At 60.8% G+C, this 25,457-nt stretch carries 25 protein-coding genes and 2 tRNA genes; 6 read left to right on the top strand and 21 right to left on the bottom strand.

The features are described from left to right. Positions 1 to 131: 131 nt before the first annotated feature. Both JOD97_RS16780 and JOD97_RS16775 read left to right on the top strand, forming a co-directional pair. A complete protein-coding gene (locus JOD97_RS16780; protein ID WP_209720063.1) occupies positions 132 to 1,256 on the top strand; it encodes an acyltransferase in 1,125 nt (374 codons plus the stop codon). A 220-nt stretch (positions 1,257 to 1,476) separates the two neighbouring features. Then, complete coding sequence (locus JOD97_RS16775; protein ID WP_209720060.1) at positions 1,477 to 4,242, top strand: TonB-dependent receptor; 2,766 nt, start codon at positions 1,477 to 1,479, stop codon at positions 4,240 to 4,242. A 51-nt stretch (positions 4,243 to 4,293) separates the two neighbouring features. Here JOD97_RS16775 and JOD97_RS16770 read toward each other — a convergent pair whose 3' ends face one another. From JOD97_RS16770 to JOD97_RS16755, 4 genes are all read right to left on the bottom strand, one after another. Beyond that, positions 4,294 to 5,226, bottom strand: a complete 933-nt coding sequence (locus tag JOD97_RS16770; protein ID WP_209720057.1) for an ABC transporter substrate-binding protein — start codon at positions 5,224 to 5,226, stop codon at positions 4,294 to 4,296. A 51-nt stretch (positions 5,227 to 5,277) separates the two neighbouring features. After that, the gene (locus JOD97_RS16765; protein ID WP_209720054.1) at positions 5,278 to 6,207 is read right to left on the bottom strand and encodes a glycosyltransferase family 2 protein; all 930 of its coding nucleotides are present in this window, start codon (positions 6,205 to 6,207) and stop codon (positions 5,278 to 5,280) included. Positions 6,208 to 6,215: 8 nt separating this feature from the next. Continuing rightward, positions 6,216 to 7,679, bottom strand: a complete 1,464-nt coding sequence (locus JOD97_RS16760) for a lipopolysaccharide biosynthesis protein (RefSeq protein ID WP_209720051.1) — start codon at positions 7,677 to 7,679, stop codon at positions 6,216 to 6,218. Between the two features lie 214 nt (positions 7,680 to 7,893). Continuing rightward, positions 7,894 to 8,412, bottom strand: coding sequence for a GNAT family N-acetyltransferase (locus JOD97_RS16755; protein ID WP_209720048.1), 519 nt, complete (start codon positions 8,410 to 8,412; stop codon positions 7,894 to 7,896). Between the two features lie 225 nt (positions 8,413 to 8,637). Here JOD97_RS16755 and JOD97_RS16750 point away from each other — a divergent pair, with 225 nt between their 5' ends. Both JOD97_RS16750 and JOD97_RS16745 read left to right on the top strand, forming a co-directional pair. Beyond that, a complete protein-coding gene (locus JOD97_RS16750; RefSeq protein ID WP_209720045.1) occupies positions 8,638 to 9,825 on the top strand; it encodes a zinc-dependent alcohol dehydrogenase in 1,188 nt (395 codons plus the stop codon). A gap of 9 nt (positions 9,826 to 9,834) precedes the next feature. Then, a complete protein-coding gene (locus JOD97_RS16745) occupies positions 9,835 to 10,404 on the top strand; it encodes a hypothetical protein (protein WP_229264481.1) in 570 nt (189 codons plus the stop codon). Positions 10,405 to 10,566: 162 nt separating this feature from the next. On the opposite strand, the gene JOD97_RS16740 is transcribed toward JOD97_RS16745, so the two are convergent. From JOD97_RS16740 to JOD97_RS16730, 3 genes are all read right to left on the bottom strand, one after another. Continuing rightward, on the bottom strand, positions 10,567 to 10,902 hold the full coding sequence (locus JOD97_RS16740; RefSeq protein WP_209720042.1) for a cupin domain-containing protein: 336 nt from the start codon (positions 10,900 to 10,902) through the stop codon (positions 10,567 to 10,569). Beyond that, the gene (locus JOD97_RS16735) at positions 10,874 to 11,470 is read right to left on the bottom strand and encodes a hypothetical protein (protein WP_209720039.1); all 597 of its coding nucleotides are present in this window, start codon (positions 11,468 to 11,470) and stop codon (positions 10,874 to 10,876) included. Before JOD97_RS16735 ends, JOD97_RS16740 begins: the two co-directional genes overlap by 29 nt. Positions 11,471 to 11,670: 200 nt before the next feature. Beyond that, positions 11,671 to 12,426: an SDR family oxidoreductase gene (locus JOD97_RS16730; RefSeq protein ID WP_209720528.1), complete on the bottom strand. Its 756-nt coding sequence runs from the start codon at positions 12,424 to 12,426 to the stop codon at positions 11,671 to 11,673. 139 nt (positions 12,427 to 12,565) lie between these two features. On the opposite strand from JOD97_RS16730, the gene JOD97_RS16725 reads away from it, so the two are divergent. Continuing rightward, a complete protein-coding gene (locus JOD97_RS16725) occupies positions 12,566 to 13,453 on the top strand; it encodes a LysR family transcriptional regulator (RefSeq protein ID WP_209720525.1) in 888 nt (295 codons plus the stop codon). Positions 13,454 to 13,492: 39 nt separating this feature from the next. Here JOD97_RS16725 and JOD97_RS16720 read toward each other — a convergent pair whose 3' ends face one another. From JOD97_RS16720 to JOD97_RS16710, 3 genes are all read right to left on the bottom strand, one after another. Beyond that, entirely contained in the window at positions 13,493 to 14,602 is a 1,110-nt protein-coding gene (locus JOD97_RS16720; RefSeq protein ID WP_209720036.1) for an alpha/beta fold hydrolase, read from the bottom strand. A gap of 274 nt (positions 14,603 to 14,876) precedes the next feature. Beyond that, positions 14,877 to 15,383, bottom strand: coding sequence for a hypothetical protein (locus JOD97_RS16715; RefSeq protein ID WP_209720034.1), 507 nt, complete (start codon positions 15,381 to 15,383; stop codon positions 14,877 to 14,879). A gap of 7 nt (positions 15,384 to 15,390) precedes the next feature. Beyond that, positions 15,391 to 16,098, bottom strand: a complete 708-nt coding sequence (locus JOD97_RS16710; RefSeq protein WP_209720031.1) for a hypothetical protein — start codon at positions 16,096 to 16,098, stop codon at positions 15,391 to 15,393. 294 nt (positions 16,099 to 16,392) lie between these two features. On the opposite strand from JOD97_RS16710, the gene JOD97_RS16705 reads away from it, so the two are divergent. Continuing rightward, the gene (locus JOD97_RS16705; RefSeq protein WP_209720028.1) at positions 16,393 to 16,902 is read left to right on the top strand and encodes a hypothetical protein; all 510 of its coding nucleotides are present in this window, start codon (positions 16,393 to 16,395) and stop codon (positions 16,900 to 16,902) included. A 124-nt stretch (positions 16,903 to 17,026) separates the two neighbouring features. Here JOD97_RS16705 and JOD97_RS16700 read toward each other — a convergent pair whose 3' ends face one another. The 11 genes from JOD97_RS16700 to ybgC all read right to left on the bottom strand — a co-directional run bounded on the left by JOD97_RS16700 (position 17,027) and on the right by ybgC (position 25,441). Then, positions 17,027 to 18,064 (bottom strand): hypothetical protein, encoded by a 1,038-nt coding sequence (locus tag JOD97_RS16700; RefSeq protein WP_209720025.1) that lies wholly within the window; start codon positions 18,062 to 18,064, stop codon positions 17,027 to 17,029. Between the two features lie 862 nt (positions 18,065 to 18,926). After that, on the bottom strand, positions 18,927 to 19,820 hold the full coding sequence (locus JOD97_RS16690) for a hypothetical protein (protein WP_209720018.1): 894 nt from the start codon (positions 19,818 to 19,820) through the stop codon (positions 18,927 to 18,929). A 169-nt stretch (positions 19,821 to 19,989) separates the two neighbouring features. Further along, positions 19,990 to 20,065 (bottom strand) — tRNA-Lys (locus JOD97_RS16685). Between the two features lie 12 nt (positions 20,066 to 20,077). Next, a tRNA-Lys gene (locus JOD97_RS16680) sits at positions 20,078 to 20,153 on the bottom strand. A 57-nt stretch (positions 20,154 to 20,210) separates the two neighbouring features. Then, the gene (gene ybgF / locus JOD97_RS16675; RefSeq protein WP_209720015.1) at positions 20,211 to 20,966 is read right to left on the bottom strand and encodes a tol-pal system protein YbgF; all 756 of its coding nucleotides are present in this window, start codon (positions 20,964 to 20,966) and stop codon (positions 20,211 to 20,213) included. 106 nt (positions 20,967 to 21,072) lie between these two features. After that, entirely contained in the window at positions 21,073 to 21,603 is a 531-nt protein-coding gene (gene pal / locus JOD97_RS16670) for a peptidoglycan-associated lipoprotein Pal (protein ID WP_209720012.1), read from the bottom strand. 29 nt (positions 21,604 to 21,632) lie between these two features. Continuing rightward, positions 21,633 to 22,898 (bottom strand): Tol-Pal system beta propeller repeat protein TolB, encoded by a 1,266-nt coding sequence (gene tolB / locus JOD97_RS16665; protein ID WP_209720009.1) that lies wholly within the window; start codon positions 22,896 to 22,898, stop codon positions 21,633 to 21,635. Position 22,899: 1 nt separating this feature from the next. Next, positions 22,900 to 23,844 carry a cell envelope integrity protein TolA gene (gene tolA / locus JOD97_RS16660; protein ID WP_209720006.1) on the bottom strand — a complete coding sequence of 315 codons (945 nt, stop codon included), beginning with the start codon at positions 23,842 to 23,844 and terminating at the stop codon, positions 22,900 to 22,902. Positions 23,845 to 23,856: 12 nt separating this feature from the next. Beyond that, on the bottom strand, positions 23,857 to 24,294 hold the full coding sequence (locus JOD97_RS16655; RefSeq protein WP_209720003.1) for an ExbD/TolR family protein: 438 nt from the start codon (positions 24,292 to 24,294) through the stop codon (positions 23,857 to 23,859). Positions 24,295 to 24,310: 16 nt separating this feature from the next. Continuing rightward, on the bottom strand, positions 24,311 to 25,003 hold the full coding sequence (gene tolQ / locus JOD97_RS16650) for a protein TolQ (RefSeq protein ID WP_209720000.1): 693 nt from the start codon (positions 25,001 to 25,003) through the stop codon (positions 24,311 to 24,313). A gap of 15 nt (positions 25,004 to 25,018) precedes the next feature. After that, on the bottom strand, positions 25,019 to 25,441 hold the full coding sequence (ybgC, locus tag JOD97_RS16645) for a tol-pal system-associated acyl-CoA thioesterase (RefSeq protein ID WP_209719997.1): 423 nt from the start codon (positions 25,439 to 25,441) through the stop codon (positions 25,019 to 25,021). Positions 25,442 to 25,457 lie beyond the last annotated feature (16 nt).

Below are 25,457 nucleotides of genomic sequence, written 5' to 3'. Positions count from 1 at the left end.
GGTAGCTCAGCCATACGCGCGCCACCGATCCCCTCGCCTCGGCTATGATAGCGACCGGTCCACAATATTGACAGCAATTTAATTGCTCAAATACATGTTGTGGAATGTCATCGCAAGGCGAGGAAGAGGGAATGACGGCATTAACTGGCGCGGCCGCGACGGATCGGCGGCCGCAATCACAATTTGGCTTGATCAATCTGCTGAAGGCCGGCGCGGCGCAACTGATCGTCCTGCATCATCTGGCGTTTTATGGTCCGATGGCCGATCACGTGCGGCCGATGTGGCCCGGCCTGATCGATTGGCTGGGCGACAGCGCGCGCCTCGCCGTGCAGGTCTTCCTCGTCATCGGCGGCTTTTTGGCCGCCAAGTCGCTGTCGCCGCTGGGGCACGCCGGGCTGGCCGATCCGTTCGGGGCGATCTGGCGGCGCTACGCCAAGCTGGCGCCGCCGTTCATGGTGGCCACCTTGCTGGCCGCCGCCGCGTCCGCGCTGGCCGGCAAGTTGATGGCGCACGACTCCATTTCCGGACCGGCCACCCTGGGCCAGCTGGGCGCCCACGCGCTGCTGCTGCATGGCGTGCTCGGCTATCCATCGCTGTCGGCCGGCGCCTGGTACGTCGCCATCGATTTCCAGCTGTACGCGCTGATGGCGCTGATGCTGTGGTGCGCCGGCCGCATGGTGGCCAACCACCGGTTGCCGTGGCTGATGCCGGGCGTGGTCGCGCTGGCCGTCACCGCTTCCCTGGTTTACTTCAATCTGGACGCGGACTGGGACAACTGGGCGCCGTATTTCTTCGGCAGCTATGGCCTGGGACTGATGGCCTGGTGGGCCAGCGACCCGCGCCGCAAACCCGGCGCCGCTTCGTTGCTGGTGGGAATCGCATTTCTGCCCGTGCTGGCCGCGCTGGCGCTGGATTTCCGCAGCCGTATCGCGCTGGCGATGGCGACCGCCTGCGTCCTGGTGCTGTTTGGTCGCGCGAAAACAACATCCGAGGGGCAGGGCTGGTCGGTCGTCAACGGCCTGGCGCGCATCTCGTATTCGGTGTTTTTGATCCATTTCCCGGTCTGTTTAGTGGTGAACGCGGCGTTCACCCGCTTTGTGCCGGCCGAGCCGGAATTGCAGGCCTTCGGCATGCTGGTTGCCTGGGCCGCCAGCCTGGCCGCCGGGGCCGTGTTCCATAGCTGCGTGGAGGCGCCGCTGGCGCGGCTGGTGCAGCGCACCGGCGGACGCACCGTGCTGCGTCCGGCGCCGGCCTAGACAATATCGACCGCCCACGCCAGCCAAAAAGCCAATCCGCAAGGGTTGGCTTTTTTTATTTTATGTTTCATGAAAAAAAGGGAAGGTTGCCAGTTATATGATTTTGGAATATGAATTTGCAAATAAATGATAGATTGGCATTCTTGAGGCGGGTTTAATATGAAAGTCATGCAGCCATGGCAAGTACAAAAAGGACTGCAATAACAACATAGGAGATAACATGTCAACGCCTCAGACCCGTATGCGTAAAACCGTATTGGCCGTCCTCGTCGCAGAAGCCCTGATGTCGCTCGGCGCCTCGGCACAAGCGGCCGACCAGCCCGTGATCGATCCTTCCGCGACCGTCGTCGTCAGCGGCATCCGCGCTTCCCTCAGTTCATCGCTTAACACCAAACGCATGCAGGACGGCGTGGTCGACGCCGTCTCGGCCGAAGACGCCGGTAAATTCCCCGACACCAATATCGCCGAGTCGCTGCAACGCGTGACCGGCGTGCAGATCCAGCGCAACGGCGGCGAGGGACGCTACATCTCCGTGCGCGGCCTGGGGCCTGAATTCAACAACGTGCTGGTCAACGGCCGCACCATGACCAGCGACACCGGCGGGCGCGAGTTCTCGTTCGACATGCTGTCGTCCGACCTGATTTCCAAGGTGCTGGTCTACAAGACTTCGCAGGCCTTCCTGCCCGAGGGCGGCATCGGCTCGACGGTGGACATCCAGACCGCGCGTCCGCTGTCGGGCAAGGTGGGGCACTCGACGGTGTTCAACGCGTCCAGCTCCTACGACGACAATTCGAAGAAGTACACCCCCAACGCCAGCGGCATGTATTCCTTCGCCAACGAGGCGCGGACGTTCGGCGTGGCCGGCTCGGTGTCGTACACCGACCGCGCGTCCAAGCAGAACAAGGCCATCAACGACGCCTGGAACTACCGCGACGTGTCGATGATCAACGGCGACCTCAACTCCAAAGGGTTGACGATGGCCGACGTCACCACGCGCAAGCTGTATATGCCGCAGAGCTACGGCTTCCAGCAGGAGGAGGAGAGCCGCAAGCGCCTGGTCGGCAACCTGGCCGTGCAATACAACCCGTCGCCGACCTGGAAGCTCAGCGCCGACGCGCTGTTCTCGCGCCTGGACCAGAAGAACGACGTGATCGCCGTGAGCGACTGGAACAATCCGGTCCAGTTGGGCGTGAAGTACGACCAGAACGACCAGGTGACGAGCTTCCTGCGTCCCGGTTCCACCTTCTTTGCCAACAACCCGGCCATCGCCGGCCCCGGCAAGCTGCTCGGCGAAGTGGCCTCCAACGACATGATCGTCAAGGGCGGCGACCGGCTGTCGATCACCCGCGCCTTCGGCCTGAACTCGAAATGGAAGATCGCCGACGACTGGCGCCTGGAGGGCGACGTGTCGACCTCGCGCTCGACGTCGGCCTCGCCGGACATGTGGGTGGTGGCCGGCATGGTGCCGAAAAACGGCGACGTGCTCAGCTTTAACGGCACGCCCAGCATCACCTTCGGCGACGGCCTGGCCGACCCGACGGCGGTGCGCGCGCACGCCGTCTCCAACGGCCAGGTCAACCTCCACGACAAGTTGAAGGAGGGGCGCATGAACCTGTCGTGGGACCACGAGATGGGCTACTTCAAGGGCGCCGACACCGGTGTCGGCTACTCGCAGCGCGAGGTCGGCCGCCTCACCTACAGCAGCGATTCGTGGAACGCCTTCAGCGGCTACCACGTGGGCCTGCCGGCCAGCCTGTTCACGGTGACGCCGCTGGAGAACTTCCTCGGCGGCGGCGCCCAGGTGCCGTCGGCGTATCTGCGCTTCGACCCGCACGCCTACATCAATTATTTGAACCAGCCGTCGCTGCTGCCGCAGTCCAACGATCCGGCCCTGTATTCCGACAAGACCAAGTATCCGAACGGCCCGATGGCGATCGACTACACCAAGCCGTCGTCGTGGGGCGTGGAGGAGAAGGTCAAGAGCTTGTTCCTCGACACGCGCTGGGAGGGCAGCGGCTGGTCGGTCAACGCCGGCATGCGCATGGTGCGCGTGAACTCGAGCTCCACCGGCACCAGCCGCGTGTTGCTGTCGGCGGTCAAGAGCCCGAACGACACGACCTTCATTTCGCAGTGGGGCCCGTACCAGGTCATCACCGTTGACAACAGCTATAACAGCTACCTGCCGTCGGCCAATCTGAAGGTCGACCTGACCAAGGACATGCTGCTGCGCTTTGCCGCCTCCAAGACCGAGACCCGGCCGACCTTGAGCCAAATGAGCGTGGACAACTGGTACGGCGGCCGCTTCGGCGACGTCCAGACCGGCGGGGGCAACCCCTACCTGAAGCCGATGCAGTCGAAGAACTTCGACGTGTCGTATGAATGGTATCTGTCGAAGACCAACTACGTCAGCACGGCCGTGTTCATGAAGAAGGTGTCCGACTTCCTGGAGACCACCTTGCAGGACATGCGCATCCCGCAGTTCGACGAAGTGGTGCATGACTCGCGCGTGCGCAACGGCCAGAAAGGCAAGATCAAGGGGATCGAGGTCGCCGGCCAGTACGCCTTCGACGATTCGATCCCTTGGCTGCAGGGCTTCGGCGTATCGGCCAACTACACCTACGTGGACGCCAGCGCCGAGCGCGCGGGCGGCGCCCCGGCGTGCGGCTATCCGGGCTTGTCGCCGCAGTCGTACAACGGCTCGGTGTTCTTCGAGAACACCAAGTTCTCGGCGCGCGTGAGCTACAACTGGCGCAACCACTTCTCGGTCGATTGCGGCGGCGGCAGCACCTTGCCGCGCAACCGCGCGGCCTACGGCCAGACCGACGCCAGCCTGCGCTATAACATCACCCCGGGCATCGCCCTCTACGCCGACTTCATTAATTTGAACAACGCCAGAATGCGCGAGTACGCCAACAGCGAAAGCCAGTTCCTGACCCTCGAAGACGTCGGCCGCCGCGCCAGCGTCGGCGTGCGGATGGCCTTCTAAGCCTCGGCCGGTTGTTCGGGAAGTGAGGGCTGGGCTCCGCGTCGCGCGGGCTCAGCCCTTTTTGCTTTGGCCGGCGGTCGACAGTAGCCGGGGCGGCTCGGCCGCGTAGATTTTCGGCAGGAACGGATGGCTCAGGATGAAGCAGCGGCCGGCGCTGGCCTTCACCTGCTGGATCTCCTGCTTGAAATGGCGGGCGGTCAACGCGTCGAGGGAACCGTCGCGCTTGGCCATCGCCAGGCCCGCCTGCAGTCGTTCGGCCAGCCTCGGCTCGTTGGCGCTGACGTAGTACACGGTCGGCAACGGGTAATACAGCATCAGCCCCGGCACCAGCGCCAGGTTGGCCGCCAGCTGCTCATGCTCCTTCAACAGGAAATCCGCTTCGACCACGCTGATTGGCAGGTAGTCGAAGCGCCGGCTGTCCAGCATGTCGAGCAAGGTGGTGATGTTGCCGCTGTCGACCACCGGGTAGCCGTTATGGCGCAGCACTTCCACGTCCACCCAGCCGCGTCCTTGTCCCGCCACCAGCTGTTTCAGCTGGGCGGCGCTGGTGATCGCTTGAAATTTCGGCAAGTCTTGGCTGCGCACGATCAACTGGCGGTAGCCCAGCAGGCCGCCCAGCACCGGCGTGCCGACCATCAGGCTGCGCTCGAGGGGATCGTCGGCGTTCAGGTCGCGCCAGGGACCGGCATGCACGTTGAGGCGCTTGCCGGAATGGATTTCCCGGCGCAGGCGCGAGGTGCTCAAGTTTTCCCGCACCCGCACCACGGAGTAGGGGCCGTAGACGGCCGTGGTCTTGCGCAGCGCGAGCTCGAGCGCTTCGCCCTGGTACTGGTCGCGCCGTGGCGTCCGGCCCCAGTCCCAGTAGCGGTAGACCATCGGTCCGGACGCCGCCCGCGCGTCGCGCGTACCCAGGGCCAACGCGCCGATCGTCAACAGAGCCGCCCTGCGCGGCATGGCGGAGTGGAGCTTGAACTTTGATTGCATGCGGAAATTTTAACACCGCTTACCAATAGTCAACGGGTTGTTCCGGCGGCATCAGGCGAATGTTTGCAACAGCCAGCGCAAGGTGCTCAGGCGTAATTCGAAGACCAGGGACTGGGCCAGATGGGCCCGCTGTTCCAGTTGCGTCAGGTTCGGACGCGAGGCGACGCTGATCAGGAAGCCGGCCAGCATGCGGCGGTAGCGTTGGTTTTCGGCGGCATTGAACAGGTGGGATTGGCGGAAGTAATTTTCCTTGTGGAAGGCCAGCGATTCGCGCGCCAGCAACTCGTCGTTGGTGGTCAGCGCCGCGTCGTGGTAGCGGTAGCGGGCCACCGTGCGGTCCAGGAAGCCGATCCGCGCCGTCTCGGCGAAGCGGTACCACATCGCGATGTCGTCCAGGATGCGGTAACGCACGTCGAAGCGCTGGCCGATGATGATCTCGCGCCGGCACACGATGGTCTGGGTGCTCATGCCGGTGTGCAGCCCCGCCATGCAACCCCAGAAATTTTGGCAACGATACAAGCCGTCCTCCAGCGGCACCAGATAGGCCTGCGCCTTGGACGTGAACCCCTTGTGCGCCAGGTAGCCGCCCTGCGTGTGCTGCGTGTCGCCGAACGGCTCGAAGTCGGCGAAGACGATGTCGAGGTCGGGATATCGCTGCAGCACGCGCGTGGCCTGTTCCAGCTTGTCCGGCAGCAGCAAGTCGTCCTGGTCGCAAAAGGAAATGTAGCGGCCCCGCGCCAGCGACAGCCCGACATTCTTCGGCAGCGCCGGCGCGCCGGAATTGACCGCGGTGGAAACGACGCGGACGCGGGCGTCGCGCGCGGCGTGGGTGGCCGCGATCTCTGCGGAACCGTCGGTCGCGCAATCGTTGACGATGATCAGTTCGAGGTCGGCGCAGGTCTGTTGCAGGATGCTGTCGATCGTCGCCGCCAGATATGCCTCGCCGTTGTAGACGGGCATGATCACTGAGTGCAGTGGCATAAGTTCTCCTAGCGGCGTTCCGGTTTAGAGAGCCGGCGGCGCAGCAGCGGACGCACCGCCGCCAGCAGGTCCGGCCTGATCTCGTGGTTGAGCAGGACGATGGCGGCCGTCCAGCAGGCGAAGGCGGCGAGCCCGGCGGCGCCGAGCAGGACGGCCGGCCTGGCGTCGTCGAAGCCGGGCGACAGCATCAGCAGCGCCGGGCCGGCCGCCGTCAGCAGCGTCACGGCGGCCGAGCGCGCGACGCAGCGGCCCAGTTCCGTCAAGCGCATGCCGGTCAGCGCGGCCAGCGAGCGGTACAGCAGGGCCGAACTGAATAGCGTCGTCGCGGCGATGCTCCAGGCCACTGCCTCCAGGCCGAACGGCGCGGCCACGGCGACGCCGGCGATGCGCACCGGCACGCCGATGGCCTCCAGCTGGGCGCGCAGCCGCACCTGGCCCATCGCCACGAACAGGTCGCGCGCCATGTTGAACAAACAGAATAAGGCGGTCGACCCGCACATGATGCGCACCAGCGGCGCGCTGGCATCCCACTGGTGGCCATATAGCAGGCGCGTCAGCGGCGTGGCCAGCATGGCCAGCACGGCAAAGAACGGCCACGCCAGCCCGGCCATATAGGGGATGGTGCGCAGGTACAGCCGCTTCATGTCGTGGCCGTCGCGCGCGGTGGCGGCGAACAGCGGCAGGATCACGGGCGTGACCGCCCTGGTGATCAGCAGGTTGAAGATATTCAGCGTCGCCTGCGCCTTGCCGAACAGGCCGACCGCCTCGACGTCGATGAGCTTGCCGATGATCATGTCTGGCGCGGCCACGCCGCATTCGTCGAGCACGTTCGAACCGGTGGCGTAGGCGCCGAAGCGCAGCAGCTGGCGCATGCCCCGCAAGCCGGGCAGCCAGGGCATGCCGGCGGGACGGAACAGCTGGCTCACCAGCACCGTTGCCGCGCTGCCGGCCACGGCGGCCCACGCCAGGCTCAGGTAGCCGAAGCCCAGCTTGACCAGCGTCAGTGCGGCGGCCAGGTTGGCCAGCGCGTTGGCCACGTTGATGCAGTACAGCGCGCGGAAGCGCATCTGCCGGCGCAGCACCGGCAGGGTGATGGAGCCGAACGGAATCAGCAGGATGTTGAGCGCGAGGATGCGCAGGACCTTGCCGACGCCGGGTTCGCCGTAGAAGGCCGCGACCGGGGCGCTGGCGGCGGCCAGCAGCGCGGCCATGCCCCAGGAGATCAGCATCGTCAGCGTGTAGGCGGCGCGCAGGCGCTCGGTGTTCAGGTCCGGTTCCTGGATCAGGTATTGGCCGATGCCGAAGTCGCGCACCAGCTGGGTGATGCCGACGACCACGGCGCCGATCGAAAAGATGCCGATCTGGGCCGGCGTCAGCAGCCGCGCGACGACCATGCTGCCGGCCATGCCGATTACCAGCACGGTGTATTTCTCGGCGAACGACATCAACAGGGAGCTTTTAATCGGGTTCATTTCAGGGCCGTCCGCAGTGAACGCGGGCAATATGCGCAGGGGGCTTTGGCATATTATTCGGGTTCGGACCCGTGGCCTTTGACGTGGAACGAACCGCAGCGGTTTAGCGCCGGTGGGACGGGGCGTGTCCGGGGTAGCGGATCACAAGCTCCTTTTGGAAGATCACGATCTTGATATCTACGCCGCGTGTTTTCGCCGCTTCGGCAAGCTTTTGTTAACCATGATTTGGCTTAGGTTCGTCCAAGTCGAGCACGTACGACCACTCGGCGCCGCTGGCCGGCGCCAGTCGTTCCCCGCGCCGCCAGCCAAAGGCGGTGTAGAGCCGCACCGCCGCGGCCATCTTGTCCCACGTTTCAAGATAGATGCGGCGATAGCCGCGCGCGACGCCGGTGGCCACGGCTTCCATCAGCAAACGGCGGCCCACGCCTTGTCCCCTGCAGGCCGCGTCGACATAAAAGGCCGATAGCTTCAACGTTTGCTCAGCCATGCGAGACAGTATCAGGGAGCCGACTACCTCCGCGCCCCATTGCGCGACCAGGTAGACGGTGGCGTCGGCTCCGGTATCGCCGAATCGGCCAAGGTCGCGGTCCAGATCCGCGAAGTCCGGCTCGATGTCGAAGCTGCGCATGGCGCTGGAGGCGATCTCCTGCACGCGGCCACGGTCCGCCAGCAGGCCCTCGCGCACGATTAACCGTGGCGTCGGCGATGGGGTGGTGGCGAGGACAGGGTTCACGGGACGAGCCTTCAGAGGTTGGGGAATTGATTTCTTCTCAATTGTATCCGCTTGCACCTTGACTCGCCATCGGCGGCATGGCGCCGCGCCTTGGCATCGGACTGGTCAAAATCCTACAAGACTCTGATACGGCGGCCTACGTCGACCATCAGGGCGGCGTCTACGATATACACAGCGGTGCCGGAACGCGGCTGCCGCGCCCGTACATCGTTCGAGGAGGATCGCATGCTGGCAATGGACTATCGAGGCCCTTACCGCGTCCGCGCGGCGCACAAACCGGATCCCGTGATCGAGCACCCCGGCGACGCGATCGTTCGCGTCACGCGCTCGTGCATCTGCGGATCGGACCTGCACTTGTATCACGGCATGGTGCCCGACACTCGCGTCGGCAGCACGTTCGGCCATGAATTCGTCGGAGAGGTGGTCGACGTCGGCACCGGCGTGCAGCGGCTCAAGGTGGGCGACCGGGTGCTAGTGCCGTTCAACGTGTTTTGCGGATCGTGCTTCTTTTGCGACCGCGAGCTCTTCGGCAATTGCCACAACACCAATCCGCAGGCGAGCGCCGTCGGTGGCATCTACGGCTACTCGCACACGGCCGGCGGCTACGACGGCGGCCAGGCCGAACTGGTGCGCGTGCCGATGGCCGACGTCGGCCCCACGGTGATCCCCGCCGACCTGCACGAGGACGACGCGGTGTTGCTGACCGACGCGCTGCCGACCGGCTACCAGGCCGCCGAAATGGGCGATATCAGAGAAGGCGACACGGTGGTGGTGTTCGGCGCCGGGCCGGTCGGCATCTTCGCCGCCAAGTCGGCGTGGCTGATGGGCGCGGGGCGCGTGATCGTGGTCGACCATGTGGACTACCGGCTCGACTTCGTGCGCCGCTACGCGCAGTGCGAAGTGGTCAACTTCCGCGAGGTGGGGGACATGGCCTTGCACATCAAGAAGATGACCGACTGGCTGGGCGCCGACGTCTGCATCGACGCAGTCGGCTGCGAGGCGGCCGGCAGCGCCGCGCAACGCCTGAGCGGGCGCTACATGAAACTGCAGGCCGGCTCGGCCACCGCGCTGCACTGGGCGATCAACGCGGTGCGCAAGGGCGGCAACGTGTCGATCGTCGGCGTCTACGGCCCCACCTTCAACGCGGTCCCGATCGGCAACGCGGTCAACAAGGGGCTGACGTTGCGCATGAACCAGGCCAGCGTCAAGCGGCATTTGCCGCGCCTGATCGAGCACATCCGGGCCGGCCATATCGATCCGAAGCAGATCATCACGCACCGCGTGCCGCTCGAGGAGGTCTCCGACGCGTACCACATCTTCCCCAGGAAGCTGGATAACTGCATCAAGACGGTGCTGATTCCGCCCAACGCCAACCGGATCGCCGCGCCGTCCGCCGGCGTCATCTTGCACTGAGGAGGCGCCATGCATAACGATGACAACAATCACGATGTCGGCGCCGTACCCGGCCGTCAGAACGGACACCGGCACGAACACGCGCGGCATGGCGTCGCGACGCGGCGGGGAGTGACGCCGCGCGAGCAGATCGCCGGCTGGGGCAGCGATCTCGACCGCGCGAACCGGCCCGGCGTGCCGATGGAGCGAACGCCGCCCCGGCTCGACGGCCCGTTGCGCCCGCCGGAGCAGCAGCACAGCGCGGTGGAGGTACTGGTGTCGCCCGAACGCCCCGGCATCACGCCGCTATACGGCACCAGCGCGCCGCCGCGCGGCCTGAGCGGCATGTTGCGCCGGGCCGCGTTCAAGATGACCGAGAACGATATCCGGCACTGGCTGATGCTGCTGCTGGCCGACCGGGTCGACGTTGTCGAAGGCATCGGCGACGACCTGCGCCAGGGCAGGGTGCCGAACGTGCTCGGCGAAATGGGCATGGCGGCGGAGTGGCGGTACAACAAGGCCGGCGTGGCGAAGAAGGCCGCGATCGGCGCGGCGGTGGTGGGAATCGGCTATTACCTGCTTAAACGCCGGCGGACCTGAACGCCAGCGGTCATCGGAATCACGTAGGGCGGATTAGCGCAGCGTAATCCGCCAAGCGCCGCCGACGGCTGATGGCGGATTACGGCGTTCCGCCTAATCCGCCCTACGAAAATCGCGTAGCTTCCCGGGGTCAGGTCCACCATTTCTACACGGGCTGATCTGTTAGCGCGCGGGCTGCAACACGATGGTGAGCAACGCCACCGAATTGGCCAAGGCCCGCACCGCGTGCGGAGCGCCGCCTTCCAAATACAACATTTCGCCAGCCTTCAGCGTGGTCGGCTGGCCGCCCGCGATAAAAGCAATTTCACCCGACAGGCATTGGAACGTGATATCGCCTTTAACCTGATGCTCCGGCATCTCTTTGCCAGCGGGCAGCACCAGCCGGATCAATTCGATCTGCTCGGTTTTGGCGAGCGCTATCGAGGAAAAGGCCGAGGCGTCTTCGCCTGCATGTGTCAATGCAATGACTTCACCGGGTTTCGCATGTTCCAAAGCCATGATGCCCTCCGAGAGTGATGGTGATGTTTTCCATCTTAGCATCGCTTTCGACAGACGGCAGCACAGCAGGGCGGGGTGACATCGGTATGTCCGATCGATGGATTCCTTCAGACTGGGGCTTGCCATCAATCCTGAAGCGTCGGAAGAATTTGAGCTTTCGCTTCACGCCGGCGGGATCGGAAAGCAAGGGCAGGGCAAATTCCTGTTCGGGGAGCAGGACCACGCGCCAGACGGTGTCGCCGAAGAAGCGAAACGTGAGCGCGTCCGGCGGTTGCAGCGTCAGATCGTCAAACGTGCCGGTCGAATACATCGCGCCGAGCACGGCCGCGTCGACCAACGTCATCTCGGCGTCGAACATATAAATCCGCAGCATGTCTTCGTAGGGGATGTCATCGGTGAAGAAGGCGATGCGATAGCCTTCCCACGCCACAGCCGCTTCCAACACGGCGCCGGTCACGGTCAGCCCGGTAGGCTCGCCGTCCAATAGCAGTTCGGACGAAGCTAGCTCCGCATCCGTGTAGGGCGACGCCAGCCGCGCCGAGAATTCTGAGGTGGGAAGTAGTCTCACGAGCTTGCGCTACCTAATAAAGCCAGCGGTGGGGACACGGTCTCACTATGCTCGCATATATCGCGTTTTGCTTGGCGCTCGATAGGCGAGTTTTTACGCTTAGGCAAACGCGCGATTAACCGGCGCTCGCCGCAGCCGAAATGTGTTTCCAGCATGCGCTGTGAATGTGCACATCCAGTCACGCGGCGAGACGCGATGTTCTATTCGCCGTTGAGGGTGCGACCGCCATCGACGATCATTTCAGCGCCCACGGTCCATTTGGACTCGTCGGAGGCGAAGTAGAGCACAGCCTTGGCAACCTCTTCCGGTGTACCCATCCGGCCCGACGGAATGCCCGCGACGATTTGCTTGCTAAGCTCATCGCGGTAGGCGGCCGGGATGCCGAGCTTGTCGTACAGCGGCGTGTCGACGGGGCCGGGACTGACCGCGTTGAATCGCACGCCGCGCGCGAGCAATTCGCTCGACAGTGTTTTGGACAGGCTCAGGAACGCAGCCTTGGTCGCGGCATAGACCGACGAGTTGGCGGCGCCCACGTGCGCGCTGACCGACGTGTTCAACACCACGGAAGCGGGGTTGGCAAACACCGGCAGCAGCGCCTGGACCAGGAAATACGGCCCCTTGACGTTGATATCGAAAGAACGATCGAACATCTCCTCCGTCCAGGTGTCGATTGGTGCCCAGACCGAAACCCCGGCGTTGAGGAATGCAACGTCGAGCTGGCCGTAATGATCCTGCACCGCTTGCGCCAGCTCCTTTTGTGCGGCGATGTCGGCCGAGTCGGCACGCAACACCAGCACGTCGGAACCTAGTTCAGCTTTCGCCTTGTCGATGGAGTCGGGATTGACGCCTGTAACGATAACCCGCGCGCCTTCCGCCAGAAATTGTTTGGCCGTTTCAAGACCGATACCGCTCGTGCCGCCCGTGATCAGCGTACGCTTTCCTTGTAATCGAGACATGTGATTTCCTTTATCGTTGAATGACTGTCGATGCGGCGCGACTCGCTGCATCAAGGCCGTCAGCATGCACTCATCCGGATAAAATGATAAGTCGTGGTTTTTGCATATAATTCATACTCTCAACGTATGAATGAAGAAAATGGATCGGTTTTTATTGATGACGTGTTTCGCGCGGGCGGTGGAGCTGGGTAGCCTGTCCGCGGCCGGTCGGGATCTGGGGCTCAGCCAGCCCAACGTCAGCCGCTATGTGGCCGCATTGGAGGAACATCTGCAGATTCGGCTACTGCATCGATCCACCCGCAAGCTGAGCCTCACGCAAGAGGGGGAGCGTTACTATGCGGAGGTCCGCGTTATCCTGGACGCGGTGAAAGAATCGGAGTCGGCGGCTCGCGCCAACGTGGAGCCATCCGGCCTGTTACGCGTCGCTTGCCCGACCACCTTAGCCCATTCATTCGTGCTGCCGCATGTGCCGGAGTTTTTGGGGCTGTACCGCGAGGTAGCGCTTGATTTGCAGATAAACGATCGCTACGTCAATTTGGTGGAGGAAGGTTTCGAGCTGGCCGTTCGCATAGGTCACCTCGACGACACCACCTTGCGTGCCCGGCGCATCGGACAATTTGAGCGCGTATGCGTCGCGAGCGAGCAGTACATCGCCTCACGTGGCTGTCCTGAAAAACCCGAAGATTTGCGCGACCACGACTGCGTTCTTTATACGCTTCTATTATTGGGCGGCAGCTGGCGCTTCCGGACTGGCGACGTTCCCGTGTCGGGCAGAATTCGTGTCAGTTCACCGGAAGCGGCGCGTGAGATGGTCTTGGCCGGTCTTGGCATCGGCTACGGCCCGCAGTGGCTGTTCGAGGCGGGATTGAAGGACGGTAGCTTGCGGCTGATCCTTCGCGATCATGTGCCGCCGCCGGTGCCCATTAATATCCTGTACGCGGCAAATCGCCTCATGCCGGCGCGCGTTCGGGTGTTCATGGATTTCATCGCGCAGAAGTTTCTGTTACTACCCGCGTTTAACAGATAACACCATGCGTCTCTGGAGCGCCCGGTGTGCCGGCGACAGCTACTTGCGTTTGGACGGTGCCGTCGCCAGCGGCCGCACCGTCTGCAGCAGGCTGACCAGCGTCTTGCCCGGTTGCTCCCATGGGATCATGTGGGCCGAATGCTCGAACCACACACCGCGCTTGTACGGCGCCTTGACGCGCTTGAGCCACTGGTCGGTCGGCGCCGATGGCGTGGTGTAATCGTTGCGACCCATGAACATCACGACCGGGATCGGGAAGCTGCGCACGTTGCGATAATCAACGCGGAGGAACTCCGGCAGCAAGCGGCCCAGCGAGAACATATTGCCGGCGTCAATGGCCTGGACGTCGCAGTCGTTATACTCCGGCGACAGCTTGCCCGCGGCATGGAAGTAGTCCGAACTGTCGCGATAGGCACTCAAGCCACCGTAATACTGCGCCCAGATACGTGCCGTGATGATACGCTCTCGGGTGAGCGGCTGGTCGCCAGGATACGGCGCGATGGACGCCAGCTCCGCGACGGCCTTCTCGTTGTTGTGCGCCTTCGATTGCTCGACCGCGTAGTCAAAGCTGATGCGTTCATTCTCCTGGGTGCTGATCACCTGGCCGATGCCGACGTAAGCATGGAACAGGTCCGGCCGCTTCAGCGCCGCGCCCATGCCGATCACCGTGCCCCAGCTGTGGCCCATCAGGATCACCTTGTCCTTGTGGTAGCGGGCCTTGATGTACTCGGCGACTTCGATCGCATCGTCGATGTAGCGTGGAATGTGGATGCTGTCGCTGAGCGAATCGGGCGCGGTTTCATTGAAGGTTTTGCCGGCGCCGCGCTGGTCGTAATTGACGATGGTGAAGTATTCTTCCAGAGGACGCTGGAACTGCCAGATAGTCGGGATCAGTGGCGAGGCTGGACCGCCATGGACGAACAGAATCACAGGATTGTTCTTATCTTGCCCGCGCACGTTGATCCATTGGTCGATGCCGCCGATTTTGGCCTTGTAGGCTTCCTGCACGCCGGACGGCGCGACGATGCGCCCCAGGTCCTTGATCACTTCTCGCGCCTTGGCATACTCCGCCTGGCTCTTGCACTCCTGCGCCTGAACGCCGGCGCACAGCAACGCCAGCAGGACACCACCCATCAGAATTTTTTTCATCGGCTCGCAACCCTGAACATGAAGAAGATGCAATTTTAGTCCGTATTGGATCGCCAGGATCATTGTGGCCACTCCTGAGGACGTCAACCGTCTTCCCTGTGCGACGACGCCGGCAGATAAATCTGCGTCTCCGTAATGCGGACTTGTGCGGTGTGCCGGCCGAGGCGGGCGTCTGCATTATTGCTGGCGTTTAGCCAAGCGGTGCTCGCTACCAGATGCGGCAGTGCGGGCATTGGTTTGAAACACTCGTTGCGTTCCAGGGTAGTCATAGACCCTAGTGAGAGCGACGGCCGGCGTCTACATTTTCTGCTGATAATGTTTCGGACAAGTTATCACGGTAAATTTGGAACATGCGGGAGAACGCGAACGGCCGGCTCACGCCCCTGGGATCTGAGATGATGGGCAGTGCAAACGCCTTCTTGGGCAACAGTTTGAGTGTCCAGACCATCCCGGCGAAGAAACGGAAGCGAACGGTGTCGTCATGTGTCAGATCCAGATCCGAAAATATGCCCGTTGCGTAAATGAAGTACATGCGAGCCCAATCCAAGACATTGAGGTCTGCGTCTATTAGATAGATGCTCAGGGTGTCTTCAAAAGGGACATCATCGGTTAGGAAAAGTAGCACGTACTCTTTCCATTTAAGGGCCGCTCGCAATACCGCGCCGCCGATGACTTTGCCGGTCGCCATTCCGGCAACGATGATCTCGCTCGCCGGCGCCGCGTCTGGCGTCGTGGGCGCAATCGCTCGAATGGCGTAGTCGGGAGCTGGGAGCAATTTCACGAGCAACCTACCAGATATGACCTGTACCAAATGCAGCAAGTGCACCACCTGCGAACGCCCCAATCGTAACGCAGATTGGAGCAGCTGGACCGCATGCCAAACCGGCCAGTACGCCGCCCCCAATTCCTCCAGCAATGCTAGCACTGTTGATTGCGAGCTCTTTTTGAAACGCGGTAACCTTGTTTGAGGAGGTCGCTATATTGTAAGCGGATAAAGCTAGAGCCAGGAAAATCAGGCCACGCCCCGCATACCTAAGGCTTGTCATTGCACGCGTAACGTAAGCGTTCGATTTGCCAGCCGATGTGACTATGCTCGCATAAATCGCGTTTTGTTTGGCGCTCGATAGTCGAGAAAAGACGGCGTGCTCACCGTGCAACTCGATTGTCTTGAGGGCGATAAGTTGGTTAAGCGAATACCCGTTCTTCTTGATGCTTTCGGCGAATGCTCGACCGACTGGAGTGCTTCGTGTCCGGATTATTTCCATGATGAGATTTCGCGTCTCTTGCGCCTGACGGGCTGCGGCAGCCCACGTGATCCTGCGGGACGTTGCGTCGGCCCGCAGTTTGGTCGACATGCGTTTGATCTCTTGGGCGTAGAGAGACCGCGCTCTGGCGTCTAATGCCATATGCACTCCAACATTGCTGATCTCAGCCTCCAGCGACTTTATCGTGCGCTCGAAGAGTACTTCATCGTCATTAGATGTGCCCGGTTCCATGGGACTGTTCCTCGAAGGATGGATATGGAATGAGCGTATGATGAGCTACGGCGGGGCGGCTTGCGCGTCCGCAACGCCGCTGCGCACTTCAGCGAAAATTCGAATTCTTAGCACCTAAAAATTCTGAACCCGAGGACGGAGGCGGGCTCGGGTTTGTTAATGAGCCACCCGTCAAGATCGAAATATTAAATATGGGTTATCTAATTGCCACATCGAATAGTTGATCTCACCAAGTTGGAGCCTTTTGTTGGGCCGAAAATTCTTCGGCACATTGATCCTTCACTTGAGTCGCGGTTGCAGTTGTTGCCGGAAACTCTCGAGCGTATGAGAAGTGTGCTTTACTTCTGCAGCAGTATGGGACGTCAAAGTGAGGAACAAAGCACTCCAGATGATCTAGCAGTGCGTAGACGCTTCCTTAGGGCCGCACTTGCGGAGTTTGCATCACTAGATGAAGCAACGGCCATCGATATGAAAGCAACTAGAAAAACAGTTGCTAAGATGCTTGAATTGGACGACCCTAGAATTCATATCGTTCGGCTACTTAGGCATGCAAACGTCCACTTAGCAGTGAGTGACGTAACCCAGTCGTGTCGTGACGTGGAGTGGGCGAACCACGAGTTTCAGTTTCAAATCTTTTATTCCAAAGATCTAAAAGCATCGATACTTCAAACTGCGCAAGCGCCTAAGTACGCTGTCGATGATTTGGCTGAGATGATTCAATGGCTGGAGGAGGAACAAATGGAGTGGGGACTTGACCATCTAATACTTCGAACGGCGGAGCTTTACGCCCATCTGGTTCTTTAAAAAGTTACTGTTTCTGCTCATCGCATCTGTTCTTTCTTGTTATGGGGGTAAAGTACCGACCTAAATACCAGACCCTTGGTGTCTGTCTCGCCAACTGTCGCCGTGTATGTACAGGCTGTAAGGCCTAGCCGATAGAGAAGGACCAGCTGCCAATTTCGGTGGCTCGCATCTGGCGAATCCTATCCCAAGTTAAGTGGTCTTCGCTGATAAATTCGAATATTCCTCGGACAATCCTTGGTATAGCCACTCGAGCTCTCACTCCATCAGGTAAATCGGCAACCGTGGTTGTCAACTCGTGGCCGAAGCGCTCCCTACGCATTTTTTTAATGGAGTTAATAGCTGCAAGGTCTTCTTTTGAAAGAGGCGCTGAGCATCGTTCCTCCGGAGCTCCAGGCGGAGACATTCGAAGATATAGATCATGGTTGGCATGTCGTCTTTGTGTCCACGGCCGAATATGATTGTTAAGAAATCCTTCGATGGCTAGCGGAGCGTCGTTTTCCCATACCTTCAGAAGCATCACCGACACCACAGGATCGGTGAGCATAAATAGAATTCCCTGTTCGGCGAACTTTTCTGCATCAGAGAACTTTTGCAGTTCATCACGGAGTTTGATCCGTGCTTGGCGCCTGTCGTTGGAAAGCACCTTCCCCTCGAATGAGCGAAGCTTTTCCAGTAGGTCATCGCTTTCACGCTGACGAATCACAATATGGCCGTTCGGCCAATCGTGAAGATCTTGAACCAATTCTTTCACGCTCAGTTCCAGTTCTAGCCCACTCTTGAGCAATTTCCCATGGGACATTATCCATGTGGCCAGAAGCGGGGAGCGGGGAGCCCCGCCCCCAGCCGGCCCAAAATGCTTGTCGGCCACTTTGGGATCAAGTGTCGCACGACGAACTATCTCGCCCCAGCCCAGCAACACGACTTCGAAGAGTCCTTTGGCTTTGTGCCGTTCATTAATCTTCCTCACATGCTCGAGCAAAGGCTTATCGTCTGGTGCCGTAGTGAGAATATAGAAGGCTTTGAGCGCGGGCTCGAAATTCTGCGCCTCATTGATCTCCGCGTCGATTTCCTTACTGGTTAGCTTGCTGACCGGCCATTTGGAGCGCTTTTTGCATTGAAGCCCAATGGGGTAAAGTGCCCCATTTCGACCGACGATGTCCACCCCGTCTTGACGTTGACCGGCCCGGCCATGTCTTACAAGGGCGGGATCTCGCCATGCCGATTGAAAAACATCTGCGCAAAGTTCTTCGAATTGGTCCCACGAGCGAGGTGGGGCATAGTCTGCGTGGACATGGAGATTCAATTGATTGCGTTCCTAAGATTTAAGCGATTCTATATGAATGTGCAGCATGCACACCTTGCACACCTTGACATCTCTCTCGGATCAGTTGCAACTGAGTTCGAGCAGGCGTAGGCCTGCGTACAGTTCATCTGCAAGAGAAACGTCGGCCATCAGTTCTTGCGTAATTTCTTGACAGGATTTGCTTTCTACCTCGCTGCGCTGGATCTCAATCACCTCATTAAGAGGTATCCCAGCTAGTCCGTCGCGCCCCAGATATAGCAATGCGCAGAGCTCCTTTGCCTCTGCGCTTGGCAAGGAGAGAATAGCCTCGCGAAGTGCATGTTTTTGATGAGGTGGCGGTATACCGCATACGCTACGATTGATTCCATCAATAGTCCAGCCTTTATTGATAAAAAAATTCCACGCGGCAATATCGAGCCTTGGTTGGCGGGAAAGGTATTAGTGCAGCCTTCAATTCGAGTGGCCCGAGACTTGTTGCGCAAGAACCCCAACGTTTCTGCGGTGGAAGTAGGGGAGGCTCTTGCTGCGCTAAGCGACCGCAATATCTCCGACGCATCTAAACGTAGGTACGGTCGCGGTGTAATGGTTTGGGTGAACTGGATACACGATTTGGTTGCAGGGAAATCCTTAACCCAGCCCGCGTTATTCGACGAAAAAGGGGTGTAGTGACAATTGGCAGGCTGCAGGCTGGTCAGTTCGACGTAGATCCGACCAGTCCGCGTCATGCGAAAAGAGCTCTGATCGCAGTGAATATTTTCCCGTAATTGAGGAGCGCTACGCCAAAGGTGGCGCAGAAAATTATACTGGTGACTACTGGGTGAGATTTCGCTACCTCGATAATTGCTACGGGATGCACACCGTATATATCCATAAAAGTCGCGTTCGTCTTCAAGTCTTTCCCGTGCACACGGTCGAAAATGTTCGCAAAAATATCCACTTTGCGAAGGGTAGATCGATGGAGACGCAGATATTCTGATTGGTTGTAGGCCTCTGCTTCTTCGGCGCCCTGTAGAGCATCCACATCCGCGATTCCATTTATCTCCACGATACTCATGAGCCGTCCTTTTCGGCCGTTTGGGGACGTATGCGGAGCATATTTTCTGCCATAAAGTGTAACCAGTTCGCGGGCTAGGTCAAATTTTCTGTCATCGCTAAGTATGTAGGGTTTGCCACCCAGAACGGTAAAGCGGTGTTCTAATGCCGCGAAACCGAAATTCTCATCGCGCATGTTCCAGTGTATGTATGTCGCATCGCGGTGGGCTTCGAGAAATTCGAAGTACCCTGCGAGCATAGCATACTCATTCTGGTCGATATTTTCTTGAATGTTGTGTAGCTGCCCGGCCAATTCAGCAGATTTGTGCAGAGACCATGACTTAGTTTGCCCTGACTTTAGATTGCGTACTGCGATTGACGTAACCCGAAGAGAGCCCCCTGTGGCATTTTCATAGAAGGATTGACAAGAGTAATGTACCAAATAGCTGCGGATAGCATTATCGAAAATCTTGTTAACCATTTCGCGCGTCGCGGCGCGTTCCTTAATTCGTGACAGCTCCGAGCTCAATTCAGTTTCCTTCTTATTGAGGTTTTTGGACAGGGGGCAGTCAGTATTGCCCACCGGGCATCCATAGTAGCTTAGCCTCTCGCTATATGCAATTTCGCGGAAATCTTGCTACAAGCAAGGCGTGTATGGGTATGCGTAGGTGGCACTGGAAGTGCTGGACCTGAAATGGACCAAAAACAAAAAAGCCCACAAACCGAAATTTGTGGGCTTTCTTGATGAATCTTGGTAGGCCGTGCGGGATTCGAACCTGCGACCAACGGATTAAAAGTCCGCTGCTCTACCAGCTGAGCTAACGACCCAAGGGGCTTCGGTGGTAGGCCGTGCGGGATTCGAACCTGCGACCAACGGATTAAAAGTCCGCTGCTCTACCAGCTGAGCTAACGACCCCCGAAGAAGCGAGATTATAAGGGGTCCGGCGTCAACCTGTCAAATGCCCTCAGGACATTATTTGCCGCCCAGGCGTTCCTTGGCCGTGACGGCCGCCGACGATTCCGGATACTGCTTGATCAGGTCCTGCAGCGTCTTCTTGGCGGCCTTGTCCTTGAGCTCGGTCTGGCAGCTGGCGATGTTGAGCATGGCGTCCGGCGCCTTAGGGCTGTCCGGATAGTTCTTCAGCACCTGCAGCTGGGCCGCAATGGCGCTCTTGCAGTCGCGCTGCGCGTAGAAGGCGTTGCCCAGCCAGTACTGAGCGTTGGGCGTGTACACCGACGACGGGAACTGGCGCACGAAGTCGGCCAGCGCGGTGCCGGCGGCCTTGTAGTCGCCCGCCTTGAACAGCTGCATGGCGGCGTCATAGTTCTTCTGCTCGCTCGGATCGACCTGGGCCGCCTTGCCGTCCACGGTCACTTCGCGCGGCTCGAGCTTGCGCAGGCGCGTGTCGAGGTCGACGTAGAAATCCTTCTGGCGCTTTTGCGCGTTCGACAGTTCGTTTTGCAGCACTTCGATCTGGCCGCGCAGCTTGTTGAGCTCCTGCATCGTGTTTTCGTTTTGCGTGACCATGTCCAGCGCGGCCGACTTGTCGGACTTGGTGTCCAGGCGCGCGTTCATTTCGATGCGCATCGCTTCGACCTTGGCGCGCAGGTCGAGCAGGGCTTTACGGGCTTCGTCGTCGTCGAACAGGCCGGCGTGCGCTTGCATCGGCAGCCAGGTCAGCGCGGCCAGCAGGGCGGCGGCAAGGCCGGATTTGGAGAGTTTCTTCATGTCGGGCGCTTTCTGCAAATCAAAATGGAAACGGGGCGGGGCGCGGATAACACCGCGCGCCGCCCCGTATTATGCCTGTGACCCGGCAAAAGGGTAGTGCTTTCGATTACTTGTAGACGATGTCAGCACGACGGTTCTGCGCCCATGCCTCTTCGTTCGAACCGGTCGCTTTTGGCTTTTCCTTGCCCAGCGAGACCGCTTCGATTTGCGATTCCGGCACGCCCAAGGTGGTCATGGCCTTGCGCACGGCTTCGGCGCGCTTCTGGCCCAGCGCCAGGTTGTACTCGGAGCCGCCGCGTTCGTCGGTGTTGCCTTGGATTAGGATCGAGCGGGCTTTGTTCTTGGTCAGGTAGGCCGAGTGGTTTTCCACCACCGGCTTGCCGTCGGCGCGCACGACGTAGCTGTCGAAGTCGAAGTAGACGCTGCGGTTGGCCAGCACGCCTTTTGGATCGTCCAGCGGATCGAGCGATTTGGTTTCAACCGGGGCGACGGTGCGGGTGTCCGACTGCGACGGCGCGGCTTTTTCGACCGGACGCTCAACGACCGGTGCCGGCTCGGCGACCTTGACCGGGGTCGAGCAGGCGGACAGGATGGCGGCGGTGGTGACGGCGAAAGCTAAGCTGCTGATTTTGCGCATATGATTCTCCTAGTAATGATCAGATGGATTTACTGCATGAACGGACCCCAGGTGGGCTCCTTGATGTTGCCCGCCTGAGTGGTCAGGCGTTGCTTTACACGGCCGTCGACCGAGACCACGGCCAGCGACTTGCGGCCGCCGGCTTGCGTCGCGTACATGATGTATTTGCCGTTGGGGGCGAAGCTCGGCGATTCGTCGCTGGTGGTGTCGGACAGGCGCTGCTCCTGGCCGCTGGCCAGGTCCAGCACGTACAGCTGGAAGTTGCCGTCGCGGCGAGAGATGTAGGCCAGCGTCTTGCCGTCCGACGAGATGCGCGGGCTGGTGTTGTAGGTGCCGCTGAAGGTCACGCGCTTGGCCTCGCCGCCGTCGGCGCCCATGCGGTAGATCTGCGGGCCGCCGCTGCGGTCGCTGGTGAAGTAGATGCTCTGGCCGTCGGCCGACCATTGCGGCTCGGTGTCGATGCCGTTGCTGTTGGAGACGCGGCGCAGGCCGCTGCCGTCGACGTTGACCGTGTAGACCTGGGTGTGGCCGTCCTTCGACAGCGCCACGGCCAGCTTGTTGCCGGCCGGCGCCCACGACGGCGCCGAGTTGCTGCCTTTTTCGTTGGCCACCACGGTGCGCGCGCGGGTGATCAGGTTTTGCACGTAGACCACCGGCTTTTTCTGTTCGAACGAGACGTAGGCGACCTTGGTGCCGTCCGGCGACCACGACGGCGAGATGATCGGCTCGTTCGAGCGCAGCGCCAGTTGCTCGCCTTCGCCGTCGGCGTCGGCCACCAGCAGCTGGTAGTTGCGGCCTTCCTGCTTGACGTAGGAGATGCGGGTGGCGAAGGCGCCGCGGATGCCGGTCAGCTTGAAGTAGACGTCGTCGGCGATCAGGTGCGCCGACAGCCGCGTAAATTGCGCCGTGACGGCCTTGTCCAGGTTGGAGATCTTGGCTTGCTTGACGGTGTCGAGCAGCTTGTAGCGCACGTCGTAGCGGCCGTCGGCCAGCGCGTCGACGGTGCCGACCACCAGCGCGTCGGCGCCCTTGGCTTTCCAGGCGCTGTAGTCGATGTTGTTGACGTCGCTGATGACGCCGGCGTCGATGACCTTGAAGGCGCCGCTGCGCTCGAGGTCGGCCTTGATGATGGCGGAGATCTGTTGCGGGGCGACGCCTTCGTTGGCGAAGCCGGCCACGGCGACCGGGATCTGGTTGCTGCCGACGCCGGAAATTTCGATGCGCATCTGCGCTTGCGCGCTGCCCATGGTGGCGGCGATGGCCAGGCCGGCGTAGAGGAGGGTCAGTTTTTTCATATCAATGCATATCCTTCATGTTGAAGTCGGCGGTAAATTCGCGCTCTACCGTACCATCTTTCTTCTTGGGTAGTGGTGACGATTTGGCAATCGCGTTTTCGATGGCGTTGTCGTAGGCGGCCGAACCGCTGCCCTTGGTCTTGCGCACGCCGATGATTTCACCGGACGGCAACTGCGTGATCTGGTAGGTGGCGCTCAAGGTGTCGTCGACCGTGCCGTAGACCAGATTGCTCTTGATCTTGGCGCGGATGGCCGCCTGGTAGCCGCCGTCGACCCGGCCGCCGGTCGATTGCGCGGCCGTGCCGGTCGAGCCCTTGGCGGCCGAGCCGGTGATGCGGCTCATTTCGGCGGCGAACGCCTTATCCTTGGCGGCCTTGTCGGCTTTCTCGGCTTTTTCCTTGGCCAGTTTCTCGGCGGCGGCTTTTTTCTTGTCCTTCTCTGCCAGTTCCTTCTTCTCTTTCTCGGCCTGTTCCTTCTCTTCCTTCAGCTTTTGCTCGGCGAGTTTCTTCTCGGCCAGCTTCTTCGCTTCCAGTTTGGCCTGCTTCTCCTCGGCTTCCTGTTTCAGCTTGGCTTCCTTGGCCTCGGCCAGCTTCTTCTCTTCGAGTTTTTTCTTGGCCTTCAGGCGCTCGAGGGCGATGTCGGGTTCCTTCGGCGTCGGCGGCGCCTCCACCGGCGGTGGCGGCGGGGCTTTGACCACGGGCGCCGGTTCGGGCTCCGGTTCGGGCGCCGGCTTGGGTTCGGGCGTGGGCTCGGCCGGGGCGGCGTCCTGCACCTTCATGTCCCAGATCTCGGCCTGCACTTCGGTCGGTTCGTTGTTCTGCCAGCTCACGCCGACCCACAGGAACAGCAGCAGCACCGCGTGCATCGCCACGGCCAGCGCGATCGAGCGCCAGCCTTCGTTATGTCGCGGAACCTTGTACGGACCGCCTGCGGTTGCGGGTTTCATCGTCTGCACTGTTTATTTGGTGGACAAGCCGACCCGGTTGATGCCCATCTTCTTCGCTTCCGAGATCAGCTGGATCACGTCGTCGTACTTGCTTTCCTTGTCGCCGGCGATCAGCACCGGATAGTCGGGATGGTCGCTGTGCAGCGCGCGCAGTTTCTTGACCAGCGCGTCGCGGTTGGGCGCCGTCTCCGGCGCGTCCTCGCCCTTGCCCTTGACGCCGATCGACAGCGCGCCGTTCGGCTTGATGACGATCTGCACGTAGTCGCTGGGCGGCTTGGTCGATTTCTCGGCGTTCGGCAGGTCGACGACGCTCGGGTCGTTGGCCGACGGCATGACCATGAAGATGATCAGCAGAACCAGCATGACGTCGATGTACGGCACGACGTTGATCTCGGACTTGAACTTGCGGCCGCGGCCGCCGCGCATGCTGCTGGAGAATGAGGAAGCCATTGGTCTCTCCGTCTGATTAACGCGATTGGCGTTGCAGGATGTTGGAGAACTCTTCGACGAAACTTTCGAAGCGGATCGCCAGACGATCGATGTCGTGCGAGAAGCGGTTGTAGGCGACGACCGCCGGAATCGCCGCGAACAGGCCGATGGCGGTGGCGATCAGCGCTTCGGCGATGCCCGGCGCGACGGCGGCCAGGGTCGCTTGCTGCACGTTGGCCAGGCCGCGGAAGGCGTTCATGATGCCCCAGACGGTGCCCAGCAGGCCGATGTACGGCGACACCGAGCCGACCGACGCCAGGAAGGCCAGGTGCGATTCGAGCACGTCCATCTCGCGCTGGAAGGCGGCGCGCATGGCGCGGCGCGCGCCGTCGAGGATGGCGCCGTGGTCGACGGTGTCGCGGCTGGCGGCGTAGGCGGCCTTGCTCTTGATGAATTCGCCCATGCCGGCTTCGAAGATGCGCGCCAGCGGGCCGCTGTTGGCGCGGTCCTTGCCGGCGTTCTGGTGCAGCGCGTGCAGGTTGCCGCCGGCCCAGAAGGTTTTTTCAAAGTCGATCGTCATGCGGCGCGCCGAGCGCACCGCGAACAGTTTGCTGAAGATGTAGGTCCAGCTGGTCAGCGAGATGATGAACAACAACGCCATGATCAGCTGCACGATCAGGTGCGCATTGGTGATGAGGGACAGGAAAGAGAGGTCTTGGGTGACGTTCATTGTTTATCAGTCTGATCAGTCTGTTTTGGTGATGTTGGTGGTGCTGCGCATTTGGTCCGCGACCGCCGGCGGCACCGCGCGCGGCCGCAGCGACGAATCGACGCAGCCGACCTTGACCCGCGCCGTGTTCAGCAATTGCTCGCCGCACCAGGCCTCCTGAATAAAGGAGAGCGAGGCGCGTCCTAATTTTTCGATACTAAGTGTTAATTTTATTACGTCGTCAAGCTTAGCAGGCGCATGATACTCCGCGCTGACGCTTTTGACGACGAACATAGCGTCGTGTTCTTGCAATAAAGCGTGCTGGTTCACATTGATCTGGCGCAGCCATTCGGTGCGCGCGCGTTCGAAGAACTTCAGGTAGTTCGCGTAATAGACGATACCGCCGGCGTCGGTGTCTTCGTAGTAGACCCGGACGTTCCAGATGAACTCTGCTGGCATGTTGTTATGATTGCAA

The organism is Duganella sp. 1411 (genome assembly GCF_017833525.1).
Taxonomy (GTDB): domain Bacteria; phylum Pseudomonadota; class Gammaproteobacteria; order Burkholderiales; family Burkholderiaceae_D; genus Rugamonas.
The sequence above is the reverse complement of the archived record's forward strand: the minus strand, read 5'-3'. Positions and strand labels throughout refer to the sequence as shown.

Bases quoted from the DNA above. Each gene is read 5' to 3' on its own strand.
- JOD97_RS16780 (WP_209720063.1), top strand. From the start codon at position 132: ATGACGGCATTAACTGGCGCGGCCGCGACGGATCGGCGGCCGCAATCA.
- JOD97_RS16655 (WP_209720003.1), bottom strand. From the start codon at position 24,294: ATGGCTTCCTCATTCTCCAGCAGCATGCGCGGCGGCCGCGGCCGCAAG.
- JOD97_RS16760 (WP_209720051.1), bottom strand. From the start codon at position 7,679: ATGAACCCGATTAAAAGCTCCCTGTTGATGTCGTTCGCCGAGAAATAC.
- JOD97_RS16725 (WP_209720525.1), top strand. From the start codon at position 12,566: ATGGATCGGTTTTTATTGATGACGTGTTTCGCGCGGGCGGTGGAGCTG.
- JOD97_RS16775 (WP_209720060.1), top strand. From the start codon at position 1,477: ATGTCAACGCCTCAGACCCGTATGCGTAAAACCGTATTGGCCGTCCTC.
- pal (WP_209720012.1), bottom strand. From the start codon at position 21,603: ATGCGCAAAATCAGCAGCTTAGCTTTCGCCGTCACCACCGCCGCCATC.
- JOD97_RS16745 (WP_229264481.1), top strand. From the start codon at position 9,835: ATGCATAACGATGACAACAATCACGATGTCGGCGCCGTACCCGGCCGT.
- tolB (WP_209720009.1), bottom strand. From the start codon at position 22,898: ATGAAAAAACTGACCCTCCTCTACGCCGGCCTGGCCATCGCCGCCACC.
- JOD97_RS16730 (WP_209720528.1), bottom strand. From the start codon at position 12,426: ATGTCTCGATTACAAGGAAAGCGTACGCTGATCACGGGCGGCACGAGC.
- JOD97_RS16710 (WP_209720031.1), bottom strand. From the start codon at position 16,098: ATGGAACCGGGCACATCTAATGACGATGAAGTACTCTTCGAGCGCACG.
- JOD97_RS16740 (WP_209720042.1), bottom strand. From the start codon at position 10,902: ATGGCTTTGGAACATGCGAAACCCGGTGAAGTCATTGCATTGACACAT.
- JOD97_RS16750 (WP_209720045.1), top strand. From the start codon at position 8,638: ATGCTGGCAATGGACTATCGAGGCCCTTACCGCGTCCGCGCGGCGCAC.
- tolA (WP_209720006.1), bottom strand. From the start codon at position 23,844: ATGAAACCCGCAACCGCAGGCGGTCCGTACAAGGTTCCGCGACATAAC.
- ybgC (WP_209719997.1), bottom strand. From the start codon at position 25,441: ATGCCAGCAGAGTTCATCTGGAACGTCCGGGTCTACTACGAAGACACC.
- JOD97_RS16765 (WP_209720054.1), bottom strand. From the start codon at position 6,207: ATGCCACTGCACTCAGTGATCATGCCCGTCTACAACGGCGAGGCATAT.
- JOD97_RS16770 (WP_209720057.1), bottom strand. From the start codon at position 5,226: ATGCAATCAAAGTTCAAGCTCCACTCCGCCATGCCGCGCAGGGCGGCT.
- ybgF (WP_209720015.1), bottom strand. From the start codon at position 20,966: ATGAAGAAACTCTCCAAATCCGGCCTTGCCGCCGCCCTGCTGGCCGCG.
- JOD97_RS16720 (WP_209720036.1), bottom strand. From the start codon at position 14,602: ATGAAAAAAATTCTGATGGGTGGTGTCCTGCTGGCGTTGCTGTGCGCC.
- tolQ (WP_209720000.1), bottom strand. From the start codon at position 25,003: ATGAACGTCACCCAAGACCTCTCTTTCCTGTCCCTCATCACCAATGCG.